General features: G+C 73.7%; 4 protein-coding genes and 2 pseudogenes. 5 read left to right on the top strand and 1 reads right to left on the bottom strand.

Going from position 1 to position 6,868, the window contains the following annotated elements:
* A pseudogene (locus ABD52_RS39950) lies at window positions 1–428 on the bottom strand (hypothetical protein); the annotation flags it as partial.
* A 485-nt stretch (window positions 429–913) separates the two neighbouring features.
* Here ABD52_RS39950 and pdhA point away from each other — a divergent pair.
* The 5 genes and pseudogenes from pdhA to ABD52_RS35155 form a co-directional block, all read left to right on the top strand.
* Entirely contained in the window at window positions 914–2,092 is a 1,179-nt protein-coding gene (gene pdhA, locus ABD52_RS35170) for a pyruvate dehydrogenase (acetyl-transferring) E1 component subunit alpha (protein WP_013473399.1), read from the top strand.
* Complete coding sequence (locus ABD52_RS35165) at window positions 2,092–3,081, top strand: alpha-ketoacid dehydrogenase subunit beta (RefSeq protein ID WP_030269708.1); 990 nt, start codon at window positions 2,092–2,094, stop codon at window positions 3,079–3,081. The genes pdhA and ABD52_RS35165 overlap by 1 nt, the downstream gene beginning before the upstream one ends.
* 5 nt (window positions 3,082–3,086) lie before the next feature.
* Entirely contained in the window at window positions 3,087–4,556 is a 1,470-nt protein-coding gene (locus ABD52_RS35160) for a dihydrolipoamide acetyltransferase family protein (protein ID WP_047894571.1), read from the top strand.
* A 224-nt stretch (window positions 4,557–4,780) separates the two neighbouring features.
* Complete coding sequence (locus tag ABD52_RS40395) at window positions 4,781–4,918, top strand: hypothetical protein (protein ID WP_013283356.1); 138 nt, start codon at window positions 4,781–4,783, stop codon at window positions 4,916–4,918.
* 348 nt (window positions 4,919–5,266) lie between these two features.
* Window positions 5,267–6,868: pseudogene (locus ABD52_RS35155) on the top strand (hypothetical protein); the annotation flags it as partial.

Here is a 6,868-nt window from a genome sequence, read left to right as displayed (position 1 = left end):
GTCCACGCCCACGCCCGCCGTCGACGTGACATCGGTGCCCCCGGCGCGGCCGGTGCCGCCGGGAGCACCGGCCGCGCCGGGGGCACCGATGTCACGTCGACGGCGGGCGTGGGCGTGGACGGCGCCGGGGCCTGGGTGCCCTGGGGCATCGGGATGACCACCGGGCCGACCGAGGGGGTCGGCAGGAACGGCGTGCTGGTGTCGGGGAGGGCGCTGTTGCCGACGGTGGCCGACCCGGTGCTGATCGCGGCGAGGATCGGCATCGACGCGGTGCCGGCGAGCAACGCCACGGTGAGCAGGTAGCCGCGGCTGGGACCGCCCGTTCCGGCGGCGCGGTGGGCGCCCACGACCCGGCGGTACGGGGAGGCGGGCAGCGCCCGGTGCCGGCCGAGGAAGGGCGTACCGGGCGGACCCTCTGGTTCGGACACCGGCACACTCCTCACGCACGGACGGACGAAGAGCACGCGCGGATATTCGGACAAATGCCGCGCAACAGCTCACCGCAAGCTTGACCCAGTGACGCTCAGTTCACCAGCCGCAACCGCGTGTCGACACACATTTTGTACGTCGGCCACACCCGCCACTGCGGACAAAAGCGCCTATCCGTCGTGAACCCGATCGAACCTCCCTGGCGAGGGAGGCCATACTGTGGGCCCGCTCACCTCCTCTGCAATCATTCAGACACGACGGCAACGCAGCCGCCACCTCCGCGTACCCCGCGGCTGGTGCGGAACGGCGCCGGCGCTCCCGGGCCTGGGTCTGTCCCCGACCGACTCCGGCTCACGCCGCGCGGCAACCCCTACCGGGGTCAGGCGCGGTCGCCAGGGACCGACCCGGCACCAGCCGGGCGGGCGCACGAGGTGCTCGGCTCGGGTAACCCCCGGCGCCGGCGCAGACAGACAGGGAGAGACGGATGGCAAAGGGCGACCCCGGGGCCGCCACCCGCAGCAAGCGGGCCGCACCCCGCACCAGGCGCGCCGCCGCGACCGGTGAACCGGAACTCGTACAACTGCTCACCCCCGAGGGTGAGCGGATCGAGAGCGCGCTCGGCCCGGACGGGACCGAGTACCGCGTCGACTTCACCGACGAGGAGTACCGCGGGCTGTACCGCGACCTCGTGCTGGTCCGCAAGCTGGACGCCGAGGCCACCGCTCTGCAGCGCCAGGGCGAGCTGGGACTGTGGGCCAGCCTGCTGGGCCAGGAGGCCGCGCAGGTCGGCTCCGGCCGGGCGCTGCGTACGCAGGACATGGCCTTCCCGACCTACCGCGAGCACGGCGTGCTCTACTGCCGCGGCATCGACCCGATCATGCCGCTGGGCCTGTTCCGCGGCGTCGACCAGGGCGGCTGGGATCCGAACGAGTTCAAGTTCAACATGTACACGATCGTGATCGGGGCGCAGACCCTGCACGCGACCGGGTACGCCATGGGTGTCGCCATGGACGGCAAGACCGGCGGCGAGGACGGCGAGGCGGTCATCGCCTACTTCGGCGACGGCGCCACCAGCCAGGGCGACGTCAACGAGTCGTTCGTCTGGGCCAGCGTCTTCAACGCCCCGCTGGTGTTCTTCTGCCAGAACAACCAGTACGCCATCTCCGAGCCGCTGGAGCGGCAGACCCGCGTGCCGCTGTACCGGCGGGCCGGCGGGTTCGGCTTCCCCGGCGTCCGGGTGGACGGCAACGACGTGCTCGCGTCGTACGCGGTGACCCGGCACGCGCTGGACAACGCGCGCAACGGCCAGGGCCCGAGCCTGATCGAGGCGTACACCTACCGGATGGGCGCGCACACCACCTCCGACGACCCGACCCGCTACCGCATCGCCAGCGAGGTCGAGGCGTGGCAGGCGAAGGACCCGATCGCCCGGATGAAGGCGTTCCTGACGAAGCAGAAGATCGCCGACGAGTCGTTCTTCACCGCTGTCGACGAGCAGGCCCGCACCGAGTCGGTGCACCTGCGCGAGCGCGTGCTCGCCATGCCCGACCCGCAGCCGGTGACCATGTTCGACCACGTCTACCCCAACGGCTCTCCCGAACTGGACGAGCAGCGGGCCCGGTTCACGCAGTACATGGAGTCCTTCGAGGGGAGCGCGCACTGATGGCCACGGAGACGCTCACCCTCGGCAAGGCGCTCAACACCGGCCTGCGGCGGGCCCTGGAGAACGACCCCAAGGTCGTCATCATGGGCGAGGACGTCGGCAAGCTCGGCGGCGTGTTCCGGATCACCGACGGCCTCCAGAAGGACTTCGGCGACCAGCGCGTGATCGACACCCCGCTGGCCGAGTCCGGCATCATCGGCACCGCCGTCGGCCTGGCCATCCGCGGCTTCCGGCCGGTCTGCGAGATCCAGTTCGACGGCTTCGTCTACCCCGCGTACGACCAGATCGTGTCGCAGGTGGCGAAGATGCACTACCGCTCGCAGGGCAAGGTGCGGATCCCGATGGTCATCCGCATCCCGTTCGGCGGCGGCATCGGCGCTGTCGAGCACCACTCCGAGTCGCCCGAGGCGTACTTCGCGCACACCGCCGGTCTCAAGGTGGTGAGCTGCGCGAACCCGCAGGACGCGTACGTGATGATCCAGCAGGCGATCGCGTCGGACGACCCGATCGTGTTCCTGGAGCCGAAGCGGCGCTACTGGGAGAAGGGTCCGGTGGACCTGGACGCGCCGATCGCCGACGCGTACCCGCTGCACTCGGCCCGGGTCGCGCGGCCCGGCACCGACGCGACGGTCCTGGCGTACGGCCCGATGGTCCGCACCGCGCTCGACGCGGCCACCGCCGCCGCAGAGGACGGCCGCGAGCTGGAGGTCATCGACCTGCGCACGATCTCGCCGCTGGACCTGACCGCCGCGTACGAGTCGGTGCGGCGCACCGGCCGCTGCGTGGTCGTGCACGAGGCCCCGGGCAACCTGGGTCTCGGGTCGGAGATCGCGGCCCGGATCACCGAGGAGTGCTTCTACTCCCTGGAGTCCCCGGTGCTGCGGGTGACCGGCTTCGACACTCCCTACCCGGCTGCCCGGGTGGAGGAGGAGTACCTGCCCGACCTGGACCGGGTGCTCGACGCCGTCGACCGCACGTTCGGCTGGTGAGCGGCATGTCCCGGATCAAGGAGTTCAACCTTCCCGACCTGGGCGAGGGCCTGACCGAGGGCGAGATCCTCGCCTGGCTGGTCAAGGTCGGCGACGACATCGAGCTGAACCAGCCGATCGTCGAGGTGGAGACCGCCAAGGCGGCGGTCGAGATCCCGGCGAAGTGGGCTGGCCGGGTGCAGGCGATCTTCCATCCGGAGGGGTCGACGGTCGAGGTCGGCGTACCGATCATCGCGATCGACACCGACCCGAACGCCGGGCCGATCGAGGAGTCGACGACCGCGACCCCGGCGTCGGAGCTGCCCGCCCCGTCGGCAGCGTCGCTCGCAGCGGTCCAGGTCGCGCCGGCCGAGGGCATGGTCGAGCCGGGCCTGATCGGTGGCGTCGCCCCGGGTGGGCGTACCGCCGTGCTGGTCGGCTACGGCCCGCGCAACGCCCCGGCCAAGCGCCGCCCGCGCAAGGGCGACGCGCCGGCCGCGGCACCGGTTCAGGCCGCCGCCCCGGTGGCACCCGCGCCTGTCGCTCCCGCGCCGGTGGCGCCCGCTCCGGCGCAGGCGGTCAACGGCAACGGCCGGGTCAGCGGTCCGGTGCTGGCCAAGCCGCCGGTCCGCAAGCTGGCGAAGGATCTCGGCATCGACCTGGCCACGCTCACCGGCTCGGGTCCGCTCGGCTCGATCACCCGTGAGGACGTACAGCGGGCGGCGAGCGCGACCCCGGCGGCGGCCGAGCCGCTGACGGTCGCGGCGCCTGCCGCGTCGGCCGCGAGCTTCGGCGCGGACCGCGAGCAGCGCATCCCGGTCAAGGGGGTACGCAAGCTCACCGCGGAGAACATGGCCCGCTCGGCGTTCACCGCCCCGCACGTGACGGAGTTCCTGACCGTCGACGTGACCCGGGCGATGAAGGCGCTGGACCGGCTGCGTGACCGGCGCGAGTGGCGGGACGTGCGCGTCTCGCCGCTGCTGCTGGTCGCCAAGGCGGTGCTCCTGGCCGTCAAGCGGCACCCGATGGTCAACTCGACCTGGGCCGGCGACGAGATCGTGGTGAAGGAGTACGTCAACCTCGGCATCGCGGCGGCCACCGAGCGCGGCCTGATCGTGCCGAACATCAAGGACGCCGGGCGGCTCTCGCTGCGCGAGCTGGCGGACGCGATGACGGAACTGGTGCAGACCGCGAAGTCGGGCAAGACGTCCCCGGCGGACATGTCCGGCGGCACGCTCACCATCACCAACGTCGGTGTCTTCGGCGTCGACACCGGTACGCCCATCCTGCCCCCGGGTGAGTCGGCGATCCTCGCCTTCGGCGCGGTACGGGAGCAGCCGTGGGTGCACAAGGGCAAGGTGAAGCCGCGCCTGGTGACCACGCTGGGCCTGTCCTTCGACCACCGGATCATCGACGGTGAGCTGGGTTCGAAGTTCCTCCGCGACATCGGGGACTTCCTGGCCGACCCGGAGGCGGCGCTGCTCGCCTGGACCTGACGCACCGCCGCTCCGGTCACGGCCGGTGTGCCACGGGTGAACGCCCGGCACACCGGCCGTGACTTTTTTGGGAACGGATTCGTCGGATCTGAGGGTGTGAACACCTACGATCCGTAGGTACGTGGTTCAGCTCACCTAATAATCGATGGCGATGGGCGTCCCGGTGCGCTTAAATAGAGACATCAAGGGGCTGACAACCGAATAGCCAGGAGGAGAGACCCGAGATGAGCATGATCGAGCGAATCCGCACCCGCCGCGACGCCAACCGCCGCGCCCGCGCCATCGAGCACGCGCTGCGCTCCGCCAACTCGCCCGCGGTCCGCGAGGAGCTTCTCGCCATCGCCCAGCGTCACATGAGCTGACGCCATCGACCTTTCTCACCTCCTCCAGTCCGAAGACCCGCCCGGCACCGGGCGGGTCTTCGGCGTATCGGTGTCGGTCGGCACCGGGATTCCACCTCGCTCCACCGCCCGGTACGGTTGGCACGGTCGCCAACCGGCTGACTCCGGACGGACGCGGGACAACGAAACCCATCGACGTCGTCCGGTGACTTTCGGTGACCGCTGATGCTCCCCCGGGCGGCCCCGGGCGACCACCGGATACGGTGCGGGGAGCCCGCACGGCCGGTACCCGCCGGCGACGCCGGCAGCCGTGCCGACGGTTCCCCCGACCGGCATCGGCGGCCGACCTGTGATGGAGGAGGCGCACCCATGACGTCCGAGGCTCCGCACCGCCCCGGCCAGGAGCCGGGCGAGGTGTCGCCGGGCACCGGCGGACCGGTGCCGTACGGCGATCAGCCGGCGCAGCAGGACAACGGGTACAACGGCGCACCCGACCTCGGCTGGGCACCGCCCCCGCCGGCCGGTCGGCCCGCGCAGCCGGCCCCGGCCTGGGCCGCGAACGACGACCAGCCACCCGCGTGGGCCCCGCCCGCCGGGCAGCCGGTGACCGGGCGGGCGACCGCCCAGGTCCCGCAGCCCGCCTGGGGCGGCAACGACCAGGGCAACCCCGCCTGGGCCGGTTCCGGTGGCCCCTCCTGGGGCAACCAGGAGCAGTCCGGCCCTGATCGCGGCGCCGAGCAGGCGCCGCCCGCCTGGGCCGCCACGCCGCCGGGCAGCCCGGCCGAGCCGTCGCAGGCCCCCTGGGCCGCCGAGCAGAACCGACCCGGGTGGGGCTCCGGCGAGCAGCCGGGCTGGTCGCCGTCCGGTGACCCGGCCGCCCGCGGCACCGGTTACGTGCCCGCCCCGGCCACCGTGCCGAACGAGACCTGGGTCACGCCCGCCCCCGCTGACGACCCGCACCGCTCCGGCGGCTTCGCGCCCACCGGCGGGCAGCACGAGGACGCCTCCGGTCGCGCCGGTGGCTGGGCCGCCGCACAGCAGCAGGACGACCCGAACCGCTCCGGCGGCTGGAATCCGCGCGACGAGCAGCCCGCCGCGTCCGACGACCCGAACCGCTCGGGCGGCTGGAACCCGCGGGAGAGCCAGCCGGCCTGGGCGCCGGGTCAGCAGACCGGTGCCACCTGGCCGCCGGCCGACCCGCCCGCCCGTGCCGCCGCCGCGGTCTCCGTGCCGGGCGCCGCCCGGCCGGACAACGCCTGGTCCACTCCGGAGCAGTCCGATCAGGACAGCCGCTCCGCCGAGGACAGCGGCGGCTGGCGCGCGACCGGTGGCCCGCAGCACGACGAGGGGCAGCGTTCCGGCGGCTGGCCCGCCCCGCAGGCCGAGAACCGGTCCGGCGGCTGGGACGAGCCGGCCCGCACCGAGGACCCGGACCGCTCGGGCGGCTGGGCCGCCGGGCGCGCCGCGAGCCCCGCCGAGGCGGCACAGCCGGGCGGCTGGGAGCCGAACCAGAGCCGGCAGGCCGGCGGCTGGGGTGACGGCACCGCCGTACCGCAGCAGCGTGACTCCGGTGAGCAGGCCGGCGCCTGGAGCGGCGCGGCCTCCGTACCGCAGCAGCACGAGCCCGCGCGGCCGTCGGACGAGCCCGCGCAGCCCGGCTGGGGCGCCGCCGCGCCGGCCGAGGCTCGCGCGAGCGTGTCCGTGCCGTCGCCCGACGCGCCCGCCGGCTGGGGCGGCAACCAGGACGAGCGTGCGGCCGCACCGTCGCCCGAGCCGTGGCCGCCGGCCGAGGCGTGGGGCCGGTCCGAGGACTCCGCCCCGGCCTACCAGCCCGCCCCCGCGCCGGGCATCTCCCCCGGCAACGCGGTGCCGCTGCCGGCACAGCAGCAGCGGGTGCCGGGCGCCGCGCTGGCCGCGTCGTCGCCCGCCGACCACCCGGGCCCCGAACCCCAGGGGTACGAGCCGGAGCGC

It is taken from the genome of Micromonospora sp. RV43 (genome assembly GCF_001029515.1).
Classification (GTDB): domain Bacteria; phylum Actinomycetota; class Actinomycetes; order Mycobacteriales; family Micromonosporaceae; genus Micromonospora; species Micromonospora aurantiaca.
This window is presented reverse-complemented; position numbering and strand designations above follow the sequence as displayed.

Excerpts from the sequence above, each read along its gene's own strand:
- ABD52_RS40395 (WP_013283356.1), top strand. The coding sequence starts at position 4,781 with ATGAGCATGATCGAGCGAATCCGCACCCGCCGCGACGCCAACCGCCGC.
- ABD52_RS35160 (WP_047894571.1), top strand. The coding sequence starts at position 3,087 with ATGTCCCGGATCAAGGAGTTCAACCTTCCCGACCTGGGCGAGGGCCTG.
- pdhA (WP_013473399.1), top strand. The coding sequence starts at position 914 with ATGGCAAAGGGCGACCCCGGGGCCGCCACCCGCAGCAAGCGGGCCGCA.
- ABD52_RS35165 (WP_030269708.1), top strand. The coding sequence starts at position 2,092 with ATGGCCACGGAGACGCTCACCCTCGGCAAGGCGCTCAACACCGGCCTG.